The following is a 17411-nucleotide window of genomic DNA, read 5'->3' on the forward strand; positions in this document are numbered from 1 at the left end:
TATTAATTTTAGGAGCCTTAATTCAAATTAGATATACTCGCTTTAAGAAAACTCTTATATTACAAAAATAATCATTGCGGACATGTTTGTGGCATGGATGAATAGCGCCGAAATAAAAATTAGAATAATTTCATTAGTAAATTATGCTGTTGCTATCTTATTGTTTTCGCTTTTTTCAGCGAGGGTGAGTGCTGCACCTTTATCGCCAGCCGATCGCGATTCCATTCAACAGCAACAGCAGCAGCTTTTATTACAGAACCAGCAACAGCGTGAGGAGCTGGAGCGCAGTATTCCTCGCCCTGCGCCTGCCAGACCGCTGCCTGTTACCGGCTCCGGGCCCTGTTTCACTATTCATACCATTACCCTTTCCGGTGCGACCTTAATCTCCCCGAAAAACCGGCAGACCCTTGTCGCGCCGTGGCAGGGCCGCTGTCTGGATATGGCGAAAATAACGGAACTTCTTGCCCATATTTCTGACTGGTATATCAGCCGGGGATATATCACCAGCCGCGCTTTTCTTACCGAGCAGGATCTCTCCGGCGGTCAGCTGAATATTGTTGTGCTGGAAGGCAGACTGGAAGCGATCCGTCTGGAAGGCGAAACGCCGCGCATGCTAAAAATGGCGTTTCCGGGACGGGTGGGCGGCATCCTTAATTTACGCGACATCGAACAGGGCATGGAGCAAATTAACCGTTTGCGTACCGACCCGGTTCAGATTGAAATTCTTCCGGGAACGCAGGCCGGATATTCCATCGTTAATCTTACGGCAAAGCCGGAATTTCCCTTAAGTGCATCGGTAAGCCTGGATAATAGCGGGCAGAAGAGTACCGGCGAAGATCAGCTGAGCGGCGTGCTCACCGCCAATAATATGCTGGGGCTGGCGGATAAATGGTTTGTCAGCGGCGGGCGCAGCAGCGATTTTGCCAGCGCGTACGATGCGCAGAATTTCCAGGCGGGCGTCAGCGTGCCGTTTGGCTACGGATTACTGGACTACAGCTACGCCTGGAGTAACTACCGGACCACCATCAGTAACCAGGGATTCAACTGGCTCTCCACGGGCGATACCAAAACCCACCGCCTTAACGCGTCCTGGGTGGTCTTCCGCAACGGGGAGGTGAAAACCGGCATTGCGGCAGGCGTGGTTCAGCGATCCAGCCGCAACTGGCTCAACGACGCGCCGCTTCAGAGCAGCACGCGCAACCTCTCCAGCCTGATTCTGGGCATTACGCACACGCAAAAAATGCTGGGCGGCGTGGCGACCTTCAACCCGACCTGGAGCCACGGCATGCCGTGGTTCAATGCCGAAACCGACGAAGATAAGTCCGGGGATATGCCGCGCGCGGAATTCCGTAAATGGAGCCTGAACGCCAGCTTCCAGCGTCCGATAGCCCGTAACGCCTGGTGGCTGACCAGCGCCTACGGCCAGTGGTCGCCCGACCGGCTGTACGGCTCCGAGCGCCTGACGCTCGGCGGCGAAAGCTCCGTGCGCGGTTTTAAAGAGCAGTACCTGTCCGGGGACAACGGCGGCTACTGGCGCAACGAGCTGGGATATTCCCTCTTCACCCTTCCGGTGATTGGCGCGGTGAGCGCAACGGTCGCCGTTGACGGCGGCTGGCTGGAAAAAGACCGTCAGGACCGCTTTGCCTCCGGCACGTTGTGGGGCGCTTCGGTGGGACTGAACAGCGCAGGGCGCGGGTACAGCAGCCAGATTTCGGTCGGTACGCCCCTGCACTACCCCGACTGGCTCGGCCCGGATCATGTGAGCGTTAACTGGCGCATTGCCTTCATGCTTTAAGAGACTCTACGACTATGGATACCCGTCACCCACCCGTTCGTTTCTCGCAGCGTCTGATCAGCTGGATTGTCTGCGGTTTGATGGTCTGGCAGCCGATGGCACCTGCCGTCGCGGCGGCGCTTACGCCGACCGGGCAGACCACGGTCGATCGGGCGGGGAACGGGGTGCCGGTCGTCAACATCGCCACGCCCAACGGGGCGGGTATCTCGCATAACCAGTTCGGTGAGTATAACGTCGGCAAAGAGGGGCTTATCCTCAACAACGGCACGGACCGTTTAACCCGGACCCAGCTGGGCGGGCTTATCCAGAACAACCCCAACCTGCAGGCCGGGCGGGAAGCGAAAGGCATTATCAACGAAGTCACGGGCGCCAGCCGCTCGCAGCTGCAGGGCTATACGGAAGTCGCCGGTAAAGCAGCAAACGTCATGGTGGCCAACCCGTACGGCATTACCTGTAACGGGTGCGGATTTATCAACACCCCGAACGTCACCCTGACCACGGGGAAACCGCAGTTCGACGCCAGCGGTAACCTGCAGGCGCTGGAAGTGACGAAAGGCGCCATCACGGTTGAAGGCCAGGGGCTGGATGCCAGCAAGAGCGACGCGCTGTCGATTATTGCGCGCGCGACGGAAGTGAACGCCGCGATACATGCGAACGACCTGAAGGTGACGGCAGGGGCGAACCGCGTGGGCACGGACGGCAGCGTCAGGCCGATTGCCGGTGAGGGCGCCGCGCCCGTGGTGGCCGTGGATACCGGCGCGCTCGGCGGGATGTATGCGAACCGTATCCGCCTGGTCTCCAGCGAGACGGGCGTGGGGGTGAACCTCGGCAACCTCACCGCGCGCCAGGGCGATATTCAGCTGGACGCGGGCGGGAAACTGACGGTCACGAACAGCCTGGCCAGCGGCTCGATTACCGCGAACGGCGCGGGAGTGGTCCTCAACGGCAGCCATCAGGCCGGTGGCGCGCTGAATGTGGCCAGCTCGCAGGATGTGGAACTCAATAACAGCACGCTCGCCAGCCAGGGCGATATGCGCCTTTCCGCTACGGGGAAAGTGCAGACGACGGGCGGCGGGACAAACAGCGCGGGCGCGCTGTCGGTGAGCAGCGGGCAGGGGATGACGCTCAGCAATACCGCCCTGGTCTCCCGCGGCGCGGCGACGCTGGACAGTAAAGCTACCCTGACCGTCAACGGCGGCGGCGTGTCGGCTCAGGGCGGGGCGCTAACCGTCACGAGCAAACAGGGAATGGCGCTTGCGGATGCGACGCTGACGGGTCAGGCCGACACCACGCTGTCCACCGACGGCAGCCTGACGCAGCGCGGCGGCAGCGTCACCAGCAAAGGCGCGCTCAGCGTGACGGCCGGGAAAGATATCACGCTGACGAATACCCGCAGCGGTAGCGATACCCGCGCGACCCTCAGCAGCGGCGGCACGCTGTCATCCACGGCCAGTGCGGTCTCGGCAGGAGAGAATCTGGCCCTGAGCGGCGGGCAGCTGGTGCTGGACGGCCAGAGCCGGGCCGATGCCACGGGCGATGTCCGCCTGACGGGCAGCGCCGTCAGTAATCAGGGGCAGGTGAATGCGGGGCGTGACATTGCCCTCTCCGGCGACAGGGTGTCCAGCAGCGGCCAGCTGGCGGCGAAAGGCCACCTTGACGTGAACGCAGGAGAGCTGACAAACGGCGGCACGGTGCAGGGTAACGACGTCACCCTGAAGGGGCAGACGGTCACTAACAGCGGTACCCTGCAGAGCGCCGGCAACCTGGCGCTGAGCGTTGATACCCTGGAGCAGCGGGGCACGCTGAGCGCGAAAGGCAATGCGAACGTCACGGCGCAGCAGGCCCTGCGTAACAGCGGCAGCCTGCTGGCTGATGGGGCGATGAGCGTGACGGCAGACGCGCTTGAGCAGAACGGCACCCTGTCCGGCGCGACGGCGCTGACGGCGCAGGCCGGCACCCTGACCAGCGGTCAGGCGTCCCGTACCACCAGCCAGGGCAATGTACAGATTTCCGCGACCCGCAGCGCCAGCCTGAACGGGCAGACGGACGCGGCGGGGGCCTTAACCGTCAGCACCGGCGACCTGACCACCGGCCGGGATGCGCATCTGCAGAGCGGGCAGGGGCTTACCCTGCAGGCGCAGAATGCCGCGCTGAACGGCACGCAGGCGGCGAAGGGTGCTCTGTCGGTGACGGCGGGCACGATTGCGCACGCCGGGAAATCCACCGGTAACGCGCTGAGTTTTAACGCAACCGGCGACCTGACCAGCGGCGGAGAGCTTACCGCCAGCGCCATCGCGCTCAGCGGACAGAACATCCTCCAGTCCGGCGTCGCAAAAGCGGATCGCATGACCCTGACGGCTCCTGACCGCATCACCAGCAGCGGTACGCTGGTTGCCGGTACGCTGGCGCTGGACGCTGCCTCGGTGGAGAACAGCGGGTTGCTGCAGGGGACCACCCTGCTCGGCCTGAAGACCGGGTCACTCACAAACCTCGCGGGCGGATCGGTCTACAGCACGCAGGATTTAACGCTGAACCTTCCGGTGCTGTCTAACAGCGGGCTTATCACCACCGACGGCACGCTGCGCCTCCGGGGCGACACGCTGACAAACCAGGGAGAAATCAACGGCGTCAGCCTGAGCAGCGACTACCTCAGCCTGACCAACACCGATACCGGACGCCTGCTGGCGGACGACCGGCTCACCCTTAACGGCACTGCGTTTGCTAACGCGGGCAATATTGCGGCCAGCGACCTGCACATCACGGCGAACAGCCTGCAAAACCAGGGCACCGTCGAGGGGGACTCGGCGCTGACGCTCGGCGTGGCAGACCTCACTAACCGTGGCGCGCTGCGCAGCAGCGGAACGCTGACGCTCGGCGGCGACACGCTGGTCAACAGCGGCGAGCTCAGCGCCACCACGCTGCTGCTGAACCTGACCCGACAGGCCAGCAACGATGCCGACGGGCGGGTGATTGCCCGGAACGGCCTGACGCTGACCACCGCCAGCCTGACGAACAGCGGGCTGATGGCCGGCACCGACGCGCAGTTTAACAGCGCGTCGGTGACCAACGGCGGCACGCTGCAGGGGACACATTCCCTCACGGCGACCGGGACACAGCTCAGCAACCAGCAGGCGGGCATGCTCCTCTCCGGCGGCGCGCTCGACCTGCACCACACCACCCTGAACAACGCCGGGCTGCTGCAGGGCAACACCCTGAACCTGGCCACCGGTGAGTGGATGAATACCGGTAACGCGCTGGGGGAAGCGGGCGTGACGGCGGCGGTAACCGGCACGCTGACCAACAGCGGTAAGGTGCTCAGCCAGCAGGCGCTGGACGTCCAGGCCGACAGGACCGATAACCGGGGCCAGCTGCTGGCGAAAGTGCTGACCCTGCGGGGCGACCTGCAGAACAGCGGCCTGCTTCAGGGCAGCAGCACGCTGGCCTGGTCCGGGAACACCTTCACGAACCAGCCTCAGGGCCAGGTGACGGGCGGCGAGACCCTGACGCTCAGCGGACAAACCCTCAGCAACGCGGGCAGCCTTCAGGGGCGCAGCGCGACGCTTGACGCCGTGAGCCTGAACAACCAGGGCAGCGTTCAGACGCTGGATGCCCTGACGCTTTCCGCGACCGGCAGGCTGGATAACACGGGCGCCCTGCTCAGCCAGAACCTGTTCACGCTGACGGCGGCGCAGCTGTTCAACGACGGCCAGCTGGCCGGGAAAGCCCTCACGGTGAAGGCTGCGCAGCTGAACAACACCGGGATCCTTCAGGGTAACGACACGCTGGCGCTGACCACCCGCGCGCTGAGCAACGGTGCCACCGGTCAGCTGGTGAGCGGCAGTCCTCTGAACGTATCCCTCGACACGCTCGATAACGCCGGCCTGCTGCTGGTGAAGGGCGGGTTCACCCTGCGGGGCAGCGACCTGACGAACCGGGGCGATATTCAGGCGCAGAGCCTGGATTTGGGCCTGAGCAATGCCCTGACCAACACGGGGAACATCATTGCCACCGACAATGCCGCGCTTAACGCGACGACGCTGACCAGCAGCGGCACGGTGGCGGGCAAAACGCTGACAGCAGGCGGTACTGAGCTGCGCAACAGCGGCCTGATGCAGGGCAGCAACGCGGTTAACGCCACCGCCGACCGCTTTATCAACGAGCTGAACGGTAAATGGCTCTCCGGCGGCGGCTTTACGCTGGCGGGCGGACAGCTGACGAACGCCGGTACGCTGCAGGGCGCCACGCTGGGCATGACCGGCACCACCCTCACCAACAGCGGCACGGTGAACGGGCAGACGGGACTCAGCGGCACGCTCAGCGGGGCGTTAACGAATACCGGGCTGCTGCAGAGCGGCGGCGCGACCGCCTTCACCGCGGATACCCTGGCGAACCCGGGGCGCATCACGGGCGGTACGCTGTCCCTCACCGCCCGCGATATGAACAACGGCGGGCTGATGCAGGGAACGAACGGCCTGGCGCTCACCGGCACCACGCTGACCACGGGCGCGACCTCGCGCACCCTCTCCGGCGGCATGCTGACGCTGGATGCAGGCCAGCTGACCACGCAGGGCACGCTGCAGGGGAACGGCGCGGACATCCGCGCCAGCGACTGGACGCACGGCGGGTCTCTGCTCAGCCAGGGAACGCTGACGGCCACGACCGGCGGCACGCTGACCTCAGCCGGCTCGCTGATGAGCCAGGGCCGGGCGGATATCACCGCCCAGACGCTGGATAACCGCGGGCAGCTCCTCAGCGAGGGCGATGTGACGCTCGGCGGCAGCACGCTTAAAAACAGCGGTACCGTGCAGGGGAACACCCTCTCGCTGCGTCAAAGCAGCATTAACAACCAGGGCACCCTGACCGGTCTGCAGAGCCTGACCGTTCAGGGTCAGCAGCGGCTGATGGCGCGCATGGCGATGGCCGCGCCGCAGCAGGAGCTGATGAACGGCGCAGGCGGCAAGCTTCTCACCCAGGGTACTCTGACGATTGCGTCCGGGGCTGTGACCAACGCCGGCAGCTGGCAGGCACAGAATATTCTGCTTAACGCCCGGTCGCTCACCAACAGCGGCGCGGTGCAGAGCGCCGGTGCGCTGCAGATGACGCTGGCCGATACGCTCACCGGAACCGCAGGCAGCAGGATCACCGCGCTGGGTGCGGCGACGCTGCAGGCCGCGACGCTGGCGAACCAGGGGCAGTGGGCGGCGAAAAACCTGACGCTGACAGGCGGTACGCTCAGCAACAGCGGCGCCATCAGCGGCGTGAATGGTCTGACCCTCAGCCAGACCGGCGCGGTCAGCCAGCAGTCTGGCGGCACCCTGCTGTCCGGCGGGGCGCTGAACATCACGGCGGCCTCCGTCACCAGCGACGGCAAAATGCAGGGGGGCACGCTCGGCATCACCACCGGGGCGCTCACCAACAACGGACGTCTGCAGGGCGATAACGGCGCGACGCTGGCCCTCAGCGGGACGCTGACCAACAACAGCGGAGGCGAAATCGTCAGCCGCGATGCGCTGACGCTGACCACGCCCGCGCTGTTTAACTACGGCCTGATCCAGGGTGGCGGCGAGACGCGCGTGACCGCCTCCTCGCAGGCGCGTAACGACGGCAGGCTGCTCTCCGGCGCGCGCCTGACGCTCGGCACGCCGCAGTTCACCGGCACCGGCTGGCTGCAGGCCACCGACCTGATCCTCAATGCGGCAAACGCCACCAACGGCGGCACGTGGGTGGCCGATCGCGCCACCCTGACCGGCACCAATTTCGCCAGCCAGGGCACCACCCAGGCGGGACAGCTGACGGTTAACTACAGCCAGCTGAACAACAGCGGCACGCTGCTCGGCAACACGCAGCTGAATATTGGTGCGGACCAGGTAACCCAGAGCGCGGGCGGCAAGCTGCTGAGCGGCGGCAACCTGTGGCTGCAGAGCCGGGGGCTGGACCTGACCGGCCAGCTGGTGTCCCTGGGGGACTTAACGCTGCAGCTGACGAACGCGTTTACCAGCCGGACTGCCGTGGCGGCAGGCAGAACCCTGACTATCAACAGCGGCGGCGACATCGATAACCGCAGCGTGCTGCAGGGGCAGGCGGTCAACCTGAGTGCGGGCGGGCAGCTCAGCAACAACGGACAAATCACCACCGGCGGCGGCGCGAGTACGCTTTCCGGCAGCAGCGTGGCGCTGAATGCCGCGGGTTCGGTGCAGGGCGGAGGTGACATCACCGTGGCCAGCCGGAGCAACATTACCGTGGACGGCTTCACCGGCACGCGCGGCTCGCTGACCCTGAGCGCGCCGGGCGCCATCGTCAACACCGCGCTGCTGTACGCGGCGAATAACCTGGCGCTGTTTGCCGACAGCATCACCAACCAGCGCGGCGACATCATGGCGGGAAACAACCTGTGGATGCAGCGGGATGCGGCAGGGAATGCGAACAGCCAGGTGGTGAATACGTCGGGGAATATTGAGACGCAGGGTGGCGATATTACGGTTAATACTGGACGCTTAATCAACCAATGGCTAAGTATTACCAAGGGCGAAACTCAAAAAGAAGATATAAAGAATACCTTCCCGGAATTCGCTTGGAGTATTCCTGGTGCTGTTAATATCCCATTGTCTTTCTTTTCTTCAGATGAAGTTAGGTATGTCAATGTAAGTAAACCACTCGACTTTGGAATGCAAGAAGAAAAAGCAAAACCATATTCATATTTTGTCTTGGTCAATCCTACAAAAGAAAAAGAAATTGCTGTTTCAAAAATCACCTATTCAACAGTAGCGACTGGAAATGCTGGGCGCATAGTTTCTGGCCGAGATATCAATGGAGAGATAGGAACTTTAGATAACTTGGGTAGCTATATACTGGCAGGGCGAGATGTTTCAATCTCCGGTAAAGTTCTTAATAATCAATCATATCAGTCTGGGGTTCAGACGGTTTACCAGCGTTTTACACCCGATGCTGGGTTAATTTCTAATAACACAATTGATCCTGTTTATATTGAAAAGTTAGGTATTACCTTTAGCGCTACACCGCTTTATAATATACCTGACTTATACGGCTCGCTTGCCTACCATCCTACCGAAGAATATAGAACAGATTTATCCTCCTCTTTAAGAGGAGTACTACAGGGTAATGGAAATGTTGTGCTTAATTTTGGCAGTGTTACTAATAATAGTGATTCGACAGACGTTCGAGGAACTATTTCACCTACTTTCACACCACCTACTCTGCAATCGATTGATTTACTCAGTACACCTGCAGCTTCAAAAGCGTTAGATCTTGTTTCTGTAGAAAATAATATGACTGCCATGCCAGATTGGCAAGATCTGTTACAGGATAGCTTAAAACAGTTCAATGGTAGTGGTCCGATCGAAACGAATAGATCTGAAAATGCATCACTCAGTATGATTTCCACTACGCAGAAAGGTGACGCTAACCTCGGGATACTCGGGGCGCTGACGGAGGCGGGGATTACCACCACTGAACTCAGCTCCATCAAAGGCAGCGTCAGCAAGCAATATGAGGTCCAGCGCGTCGATACCAGCGCTTACCCGCTGCCGTCGGGCAACAACGGCTATTTCGTCTTCTCCGATAACCCGAAAAGCCCGTACCTGATCAGCATCAACCCGAAACTGAACGGTCTCGGACAGCTTGATCCCGCCCTGTTTGCCGACCTGAACGCAATGCTCGGGGTCAAACCGTCGTCCACGGTACCGCAGGAGACGCGGCTGGCGTTTACCGACGAGAAGCAGTTCCTCGGCTCGTCCTACATGCTCGGCCGCCTCAACCTGAACCCGGATTACGACTACCGCTTCCTCGGCGATGCGGCGTTCGATACCCGCTATGTCTCCAACGTGGTGCTCAACCAGACCGGTAACCGCTACCTGAACGGCATCGGCTCCGATCTGGATCAGATGCGCTATCTGATGGACAACGCCGCGGCGGCGCAGCAGTCGCTGGGCCTGCAGTTTGGCGTCTCGCTGACCGCCGATCAGATTGCCGCGCTCGACCACAGCCTGCTGTGGTGGGAGAAAGCCACCGTCAACGGCGAAACCGTGATGGTACCGAAACTCTACCTGTCGCCGAAGGACGTCACCGTCAATAACGGCAGCGTAATCGCGGGTAACAACGTCACCCTGAAGGGCGGCGACATCACCAACGGCGGCAGCTCGCTGCTGGCGAAAAACAGCCTGACGCTCGACAGCCAGAACAGCATCAGCAACCTCAACAACGGCCTGATGAAAGCGGGTGGCGACCTGAACCTGAGCGCCATCGGCGATATCAATAATATTGGTTCTGCTATTTACGGGAAAACAGTAGCGCTAGAAACGATAAATGGCGATATCAATAACATAACGCTCTTAGAGCAAATAAATAGAAATGCAAAGAATAAGTATGGCTTTTTAACTAGCAATCATTCAGAAGCAGGTGAATTATCTTCGATCATCGCCGAAGATACGCTGAGTGTTGATTCAGGAAAGAACATTACGCTCACTGGAGCCAAGCTTGAATCCGGTGGTGACATTTTACTTAATGCTTGGGGCGATGTTTTCGTCAATGCAAACATAGTTAAAAATGAACTTGCATCAAACCATTCGAATATTAGACGTAGTTCAGTATATTGGCAAAGTAGTGTTGTTAACGCCGGAGGAGACGTTATCACGTATGCAAGGAACGACGTTAATATTAATGCCAGCGATCTAAATAGTAGTGGTAGTGTCACTTTGAGTGCAGGAAAAAATATTAACCTGAACTCTGAACTATCCAACAATGATGATCGTTTGATGCAGAAGGAATCTCACAGCACCGGGCTCGACCGCACCACGATTTCCGCAGGCGATAACCTGGTGCTGAAGGCCGGGCAGGATATCAACGCTCAGGCCGCCGCGCTGGCAGCGGAGAAAAGCGTCGGGCTGCAAGCGGGTCGCGACGTGAATCTGGCGGCGGAAGAGACCACGCAGGGCGATAGCTATAAGTCAGGCAAGAAAACCGTCATCAACGAATCGGTACGCCAGCAGGGAACCGAGATCGCCAGCGGGGCGAATACCCAGATCCTCGCGGGGCGCGATGTCACCACCGAAGCCGCGCAGGTAACGGCGAAGGGCGATATCGGCGTGGCGGCGGGCCGCGACGTCACTCTCAATACCGCAACCGAAAGCGATTATCACTACAAAGAGCAGACCAAAACCAAAAAAGGGTTCCTGAGCAAGAAAACCACCCACACCATCGAGGAGAACAGCGCGACGCGTGAATCCGGCTCATTGCTGAGCGGCGATAACGTGCAGGTGGTGGCGGGCAATAACCTGCTGGTGAACGGTTCCGCCGTGGCGGGCGATGGCGACGTGAAGCTTAAGGCGGGCAACAACGTCGATATCGTGGCGGCCACGAACAGCGATACCTCCTGGCGCTTTAAGGAAGAGAAAAAATCCGGCCTGATGGGCTCGGGCGGGATTGGTTTCACCATCGGCAGCAGCAAAAGTACCCAGGATCTCCGTGAGAAGGGCACCACCCAGAGCCAGAGCTTCAGTACGGTGGGCTCGACGGGGGGGAGCGTTGATATTGCCGCCGGTAATCAGCTGCATGTCGGCGGCGCGGATCTGGTGGCTGGCAAAAATATGGCGCTCACCGGCGACAGCGTGACGATCGAGCCGGGTCACGACAGGCTCACCAGCGATCAAACCTTCAAGCAGAAAAGCAGTGGCCTGACGATTGCCCTCTCCGGCGCAGTGGGTGACGCGGTGAACACTGCGGCCAGCACGGCAATGGCGGTGAAAGACCAGAGCGATGGCCGTCTCGCCGCACTGCAGGCGACCAAAGCGGCACTGTCGGGTGTTCAGGCCGTGCAGGCCAACCGTCTCGCTGAAGCGGCTAACGGCAGCGATCCCACCAACAATGGCGCGTTCGGCGTGATGGCCTCCATTGGCGGACAGTCCTCTAAATCCACCTCACACTCGGAGCAGGACAAAACGACCGGCAGCACGCTGAATGCCGGGGGTAACCTCGCCATCACGGCGACAGGTCAGGGCAACGCTGCCAAAAGCGGTGATATTACCGTGGCGGGCAGCCAGCTGAAGGCTGGCAAGGATCTGACGCTCAATGCGGCTCAGGATATCAACCTGACGAGTGCAGCCGACACCAACAAACTGACGGGCAGTAACTCCAGCAAGGGTGGCTCAATCGGGATCGGTATTACCGCCGGTCCGAATGGCGCGGGCATCACCGTCTCTGCCAGCGTAAACGCCGCCAGAGGCAGCGAAAAAGGCAATGGAACCTCCTGGAACGAAACGACGCTGGATGCCGGACAGAACGTCAACCTGACCAGCGGCCGCGATACGGTACTTAAAGGCGCGCAGGTCAACGGCGATAAGGTCACGGCGGATGTCGGGCGCGACCTGACCCTCAGCAGCCTGCAGGATAGCGACAAATACAACAGCAAACAGCAGAGTATGAATGCGGGTGCAAGCTACACCTGGGGAGCGGGCAGCGGTAGCGGCAGCTTTAGCATCAGCCGCGACAAGATGAAGAGCAACTACGACTCGGTCCAGGAGCAGACCGGGATCTTCGCTGGCAAAGGCGGCTTTGATATTAACGTTGGCAACCATACGCAGCTGGACGGTGCGGTGATTGCCAGCCGTGCTGATGCAGACAAAAACCGCCTTGAGACCGGTACGCTGGGCTTTACGGACATCAACAATAAGGCGGAGTATAAGGTTGAACATCAGGGTGTCGGCTTCAGCAGCGGCGCCGGGGTTGCGGGTAATCTGGTTAGCAACATGGCCAGCACAATGCTGGCAGGAATGGGCGGCAGCGGCCATGCTGAAGGGACCACGCAATCAGCGGTAGCCGACGGTGCTATCATTGTTCGCGACCAGGCTAACCAGAAGCAGGACGTCAGCACGCTCAGCCGTGACACTGACCATGCCAACGGCAGCATCGACCCGATCTTTAACAAAGAGAAAGAGCAGAAACGCCTGCAAACCGCGCAAATGATTGGCGAGATCGGCAATCAGGTTGCGGATATTGCGCGCACTAACGGCAAGATTGCGGCCACGGAAGCGGCCAACGAGAAGATGAAAACCGCTGGGAGCGATGCGCGTAACGCCGCCATCAGCCAGCTGAAAAAAGACGGTAAAGAGGTTACCGATCAGGCGATTCATGACCAGATGTACCAGACCTTCTATAACGAAGCGTTTAACCAGTCTGGCATGGGAACGGGGCAGAGCACCCAGCGCGCCATCACGGCAGCAACGGCGGCCATTCAGGCGCTGGCAGGTGGTGACATTAAAGCTGCGATTGCGGGCGGTGCCGCGCCGTATATCGCCAATGCCATCGCGAATGCCATCCCGGAGAAGGATCTTAAGGGACGCGTGCTGGCCCATGCGGTTGTCAACGCCGCACTTGCAGCCGCTTCCGGCAGAGATGCGGCGTCGGCCGCAGCCGGTGCAGCGGTGGGTGAGCTTGTTGGCAAAATTGCGGTAGACAAGCTGGCCGGTAAGATTGCGGTTGACGGTTTTGGCAAACAGGTCAGCGAACTGAGCGAGGAAGAAAAACAGACGGTATCTGCGCTGGCGACACTGGCTTCTGGCCTGGCTGGCGGGCTTGTCGGAGACAGCAGTGCGAACGCGGTAGCGGCGGCTCAGGCGGGCAAGACGACGGCTGAGAATAACTCGATGGCCGGGGATAAAGGCCGGGAGTCGCTTAAAGAGAGCAAGGAATGGTGGAAGGACCAGATCAGGGACAAGCTGGGTAAGAACACCGTTTCCCAGATTGCGAATGGTCTGGTCAATGTTGCTGCTGAAACCGGCGACTTAGCCGTGCTGGGCGGCGATACAGCGTTTGATATGGTAGCAGCGTTAACCGCCTGTGCGACAGGGGATAGCTACTGTAGCCAGGCGCAGAGTGATATTGCGAAGAAAGATGCAGCAGCAGCGAAAGTACTGGATAGCATCATGAATGGTGATGCGTGGGAAGGCATCAAGACGACTGTTGTGAAAGCCTGGAATGGTGACCAGAAAGCGCTGGAGAATGTTGCAGGGGTATTATCTGGCGCTTTGATACCGGCGAAGCTTCTTCCTTCAGGAAGCTCGACGGCAAAAGTTATTGTTAAGCCCGTTGCACCCAAGGGCGGAGCCGGTGGAAACTGGAATGTGCTGGATGAAATAGTCGATCCAAATGTGGTGAAACAATCAACGCCAACGGGTTGTGGCGGTGCTTGCGGTGAAATGATGCTGAAAGATAGGAATATCTTTGTTGATCAAACTCAAATAGGTACTGGACTGAAAAGCCCTGAACAGTTAGCTAGAGATTTGGCTAAAAATAGTGGAAGTAGCTGGAGTGGAGGATTTGTTGGTTTTGAAGCCTATGATGCTTTGAACAAAACAGGTTCATGGAGTGCAATGATGTGGGATCAGGGTAGCAAAATTGGGCATTGGGTTGTTGTTAAGGGTACAGATAGTAAAGGAAATGTATCTATCTATGATCCGTGGAAAGGAACCAGTTATAAAATGACAGATAAAGAGTTTAAAGGAACCTGGAATGGAAACGCCGTCTTCAACCAGTAATTCATTATATATAAATGATATTTTATATTCGGAAGAGGATAGGAAAGTCATTTTGTATTTTAACTGCATTGATAATAAAGAAATTTTCTCAGCAGAAGTGAAAAAAGTTGGGGAGATAAAGGTGGTCAGTTCTGACGAGTTGCACTCGTTCTTAATGAAGTTTATGCCTTATGAATCTTCAATTTTTAATAAGTTGCATAAAATAATATGGGATTACATTGAAGGCAGGAAAGTAACCTTCCCGATCCAATTAGTTCCCTGAATAGCAGTAAGATCTCGGCCACATCGCCGGGTATGTTATTACAACCAGTCGTGGGGATTATCCTGTGATCGCTTGCTAGGAAATATTTTGGTCAACTAGCAAAATACACATCAGGACAAAACGTTCTTGTGCCGGAAGTACAGCAGGCGAAACAAATTGTAAGTCACTGAAATAAAATGAAAAATCATGTGTATCGCAGCAATGTGCACCGGAACGAGTTGTTGAGAATAACTATCTTAGCAACCAACAACGTTCTGAGCGGGATAAAGAGTTTGATGCCTGTAAAGGTAACACCTCATGTCAGTTGAAAGTCGGTGCTAAATGGGATGCTATTGATATCGGGCAGGAGGCCGCCTACGGGGCTGGTATGCTGGTTGGTGTTCCTCAGGGGATTAGTGATTCCGTCGAGAGTTTATCGAAAGCCGTCACAAATCCTGCCGCCACTTATGATGCGATTAAGCAATTAATCACGAGCGACGACATGTCCAGTACGATGTCGGATGCCGTTAAACAAAGTTATATTGATCGTATCAATCTGATGGAATCAGAGTATCAGAGGGCAGGTGCGGGAGGTGCGTACAATGCAGGTCTTGAGGCGTGTAAACTCATGTCCGATCTCATTACTGCTGTCGCCGGTGGTGTTGGTGTTGCAAAAACAGGTACGGCTCTGACAGAGAAGATTGTTGCAAAAGTCACTTCCAAAGTAGACAAAGTTATTCCTGAAAATCCGTCGATCACATGGACTGCAGGCGATGGCGAGTATTCAGTAAAACCGGGTAAGGATATTAAAGATGTAGAGTATCCTGGCGGTCAGTATGGCGGAAATTCGCTGCCATATAAAACCAGTACAGAGAAGGGCATGACGACAATCACTTATCCTGATGGGATGAATATCAGAATTGATCAACCAAAACATCTGGCAACGGTTGATGGGTTTACGCAAAAGAGTGGGATCTCAGGTGGGCATAATGCTGATGCGTTTTATGATACCGTTAAAAAATATGGCGTAAAAATCGTAAGTGATAAACCTACAAAAGTTAAAGATATTTCTGAAGTTGAATACTTAGCTCCTACCAAAGATCGCGCGGGGAATTTAACTGGAGAATATAAACCAAGTCCAGTAAAGAAAACTATCTATGATCCGAAAATATATACTGGCAAAGTAATGTTAGATCTTGGGCAAGAGGCTGCAATGAAAGGGTAAAGAGATGCAATGCGCAATGGTCAGTCAGCATATGATGCTACAGCTGGCGGGTTGAATTTTAGAGTTTATCTCGAAAAAAAATACAGGTCGAGTCACAAACTTTCATCCCAAATAGGATTAAATGAATGAAATTTTTATTTGATTTACCTTATATAAAATCAGACCCTTACGTGGTTATAAAAACTTACTTCGACCTCATGTATAATGATGGTGTTTTCTTGATGTCTATTGAAAGTATTATTAAAAAGCATTCATTTATAAGAGATGGGGTTTACTGCTTCTTTCCTGATATGGAAAGTTATGACGAAAGTGAACATTTTGAAGGTGTTGAATTTGCTGTTGGTTATCCTCCCTCTGAAGCAGATACTACTATCGTTAGTGAAGGAATCTGCTATCACTACGTACGACTTGCAAGTGAAAAGTATTTGCTGCTTCACCCGGAAGATACGGAAAAGGTAAATAGCTTACTTGCTCGGCTACCTGTGTGAGTACAAATCCAGCCAACTGTCCGCGGGATTTTTTTGCTCTGCCTTTTTCACTTCCAGACAAGATGTGTTTTTGGAGTACCGCCGTCCGCGACGGTACTCCAAAACGGCCAGGTCACGCAATCCTAAAACATCAGATGGTGGAACCGTTTTTAGGCCTGTAAACGGTAGGGCGTACTTCGATAATTTGAGGTGATGAATGTAATATCTCTTGCTGGGAAACAAGCTCAATTAACCATTGATGAAAATGAGTTATTGATCCTGAATTCAGCTTTAAATGAAATCTGTAATGGTATCTCTGTTCCTGAATTTGAAACCAGGATTGGGGCTTCTAAAGAAGATGTCTGTGCCTTACTTAATGATATAGGCCAAATTTTAGCCAATATGATGGCTTGAGAAGATCCCAGCTCCTGCGGCGTTTTTTTGTTACGCAATACTGTTTGGAAATATCTGAACTCATCCCGGCAGGCTATTTTACGATAGCCTGCTTCTCACTGACCTGCTCCCCGTTGATGCCATTATGCCGGGCGTGGCATCTGCCGCAACTACGGGGAAAGGCTGGAACGTATGAGCGGCAATCAATATTGGGGCTGCGATTGGCAGTGCGATTAAAAGGGAAGACCCGAGTAACACTCTGATAAGTCGTGGATTTGGAAGTGCGGCTGGTAGTTTAGGAGCAAAAGTTTTTGGTTCATTGTCTCCAGTAGCTGATCAAGTGACAAAGGATGTTATTGGTGTAGTAACAGGTTCTACTGCTTTTGAATTTCCAGGAAAAGTGGTAAAAGATGAGTTAAACAAACGGGAGAAGAAGCAATGAGCATCTTCAGTAAGGTTGGTATCTTTTGGCTTCTTTTCTTGGTTATGTACTGTACAGTTTTAGTCACTATTGTTCTTTTCGCATGCCAGTTCGGAGTGTCAATAATTTTCTATTTTAACGATGGTGAATTCTTTTTTTCATGGAAAAAGGCATTACATATCGCATTAATAAAAGGGGGTATTACAGGATTAATATTAGGTGTAGGGGTGTGGTTAAAAAACAAACTGCATGAGTATCGCTGGAAAAATAGTCGCTGAGAATAGATAGTATGAGTGAGATGCGAAAAAACAGCCCGCGGGC

At 56.5% G+C, this 17411-nt stretch carries 5 protein-coding genes and 1 pseudogene; all 6 read left to right on the top strand.

Features of this window, described 5'->3' with window-relative positions; translation table 11 throughout:
• Window positions 1–97: 97 nt before the first annotated feature.
• The 6 genes and pseudogenes from BFV67_RS00275 to BFV67_RS23050 all read left to right on the top strand — a co-directional run bounded on the left by BFV67_RS00275 (window position 98) and on the right by BFV67_RS23050 (window position 16690).
• Entirely contained in the window at window positions 98–1795 is a 1698-nt protein-coding gene (locus tag BFV67_RS00275; RefSeq protein ID WP_235610634.1) for a ShlB/FhaC/HecB family hemolysin secretion/activation protein, read from the top strand.
• 14 nt (window positions 1796–1809) lie between these two features.
• Entirely contained in the window at window positions 1810–14343 is a 12534-nt protein-coding gene (gene cdiA, locus BFV67_RS00280) for a contact-dependent inhibition toxin CdiA (protein WP_084833280.1), read from the top strand.
• Window positions 14318–14605 (top strand): hypothetical protein, encoded by a 288-nt coding sequence (locus BFV67_RS00285; RefSeq protein ID WP_045337177.1) that lies wholly within the window; start codon window positions 14318–14320, stop codon window positions 14603–14605. The genes cdiA and BFV67_RS00285 overlap by 26 nt, the downstream gene beginning before the upstream one ends.
• Before the next feature lie 214 nt (window positions 14606–14819).
• Window positions 14820–15924 (top strand): annotated as a pseudogene (locus BFV67_RS00290) (CdiA family toxin C-terminal domain-containing protein); the annotation flags it as partial.
• 10 nt (window positions 15925–15934) lie between these two features.
• The gene (cdiI, locus tag BFV67_RS23045; protein ID WP_071965044.1) at window positions 15935–16297 is read left to right on the top strand and encodes a ribonuclease toxin immunity protein CdiI; all 363 of its coding nucleotides are present in this window, start codon (window positions 15935–15937) and stop codon (window positions 16295–16297) included.
• Window positions 16298–16489: 192 nt separating this feature from the next.
• A complete protein-coding gene (locus tag BFV67_RS23050) occupies window positions 16490–16690 on the top strand; it encodes a hypothetical protein (protein WP_071530939.1) in 201 nt (66 codons plus the stop codon).
• The last annotated feature ends 721 nt before the right edge of the window (window positions 16691–17411 follow it).

The organism is Enterobacter roggenkampii, assembly GCF_001729805.1.
Lineage (GTDB): Bacteria > Pseudomonadota > Gammaproteobacteria > Enterobacterales > Enterobacteriaceae > Enterobacter > Enterobacter roggenkampii.

Bases quoted from the DNA above. Each gene is read 5' to 3' on its own strand.
- BFV67_RS00275 (WP_235610634.1), top strand. From the start codon at position 98: ATGAATAGCGCCGAAATAAAAATTAGAATAATTTCATTAGTAAATTAT.
- cdiA (WP_084833280.1), top strand. From the start codon at position 1,810: ATGGATACCCGTCACCCACCCGTTCGTTTCTCGCAGCGTCTGATCAGC.
- BFV67_RS00285 (WP_045337177.1), top strand. From the start codon at position 14,318: ATGGAAACGCCGTCTTCAACCAGTAATTCATTATATATAAATGATATT.
- cdiI (WP_071965044.1), top strand. From the start codon at position 15,935: ATGAAATTTTTATTTGATTTACCTTATATAAAATCAGACCCTTACGTG.
- BFV67_RS23050 (WP_071530939.1), top strand. From the start codon at position 16,490: ATGAATGTAATATCTCTTGCTGGGAAACAAGCTCAATTAACCATTGAT.